Raw genomic sequence first — 872 nt, forward strand, 5'->3', positions numbered from 1 at the left:
TAGACCCGGAACGCCGGCGGGCGGCCGTAGCGCATCTGAGGCGCCTCATGGGCGTCAGCGAACGGTTTGCCTGCCGGGTGACCGGGCAACATCGCAGTACCCAGCGCCGTCCTGCGAGCGCGCAGCAGCCCACGGATCGAGATGCCCCGTTGCGGGCATGGTTGCGTGACTGGGCACGCAACCACCCCCGTCAAGGGTTCCGCCGCGCCTACCACGACGCCCGCGGCGAAGGCTGGACGGCGAATCACAAGAAGATCCAACGCCTGTGGCGTCAGGAAGGGTTACGGGTGCCGCAGCGACGGCGCCGTAAACGAATCGGTGACTCGACGGTCACGGCGGTGACCGCGGACGCGCCGAATCGAGTGTGGGCAATCGATTTCCAGTTCGACGCCACCGACGACGGCCCTCCGGTCAAAATCGTGTCCATCGTCGATGAGCACACCCGCGAATGCCTGGGCGGGCTGGTCGAACGCTCCATCACCGCCGACCGGCTCATCGACGAACTCGACCGCATCGCCACCGGCCGCGGATACCCGGCCGCGCTGCGCAGCGACAACGGCCCGGAACTGGCATGCCAGGCGATGCGGGACTGGGCCGGTGAACGCGTCGGCCTGGCGTTCATCCCACCCGGACAGCCTTGGCGCAACGGCTACATCGAATCGTTCAACGGCCGACTGCGCGACGAATGCCTCAACATCAACAACTTCTGGTCGCTGACCCAAGCCCGCGTTGTGATCAGCGACTGGAAAAACGACTACAACCACTACCGCAGGCACTCAGCCCTGGGCTATCAAACCCCCGCGGGATACGCTGCTGCCTGCATCCACCGATAACCGACTCACACTCACGGTGGACCGATCAACGGGGTCCCG

The 872-nt window shown here is 66.1% G+C and carries 1 protein-coding gene; it reads left to right on the forward strand.

Annotation, left to right across the window (positions count from 1 at the left end; genetic code table 11):
- Nucleotides 1-833, forward strand: an 833-nt coding sequence (locus tag ON20_RS25770) for an IS3 family transposase (protein ID WP_157228996.1), incomplete at its 5' end; no start/stop codon positions are given.
- Nucleotides 834-872 lie beyond the last annotated feature (39 nt).

It is taken from the genome of Nocardia brevicatena NBRC 12119 (assembly GCF_000308495.1).
GTDB classification, from domain to species: Bacteria; Actinomycetota; Actinomycetes; order Mycobacteriales; family Mycobacteriaceae; genus Nocardia; species Nocardia brevicatena.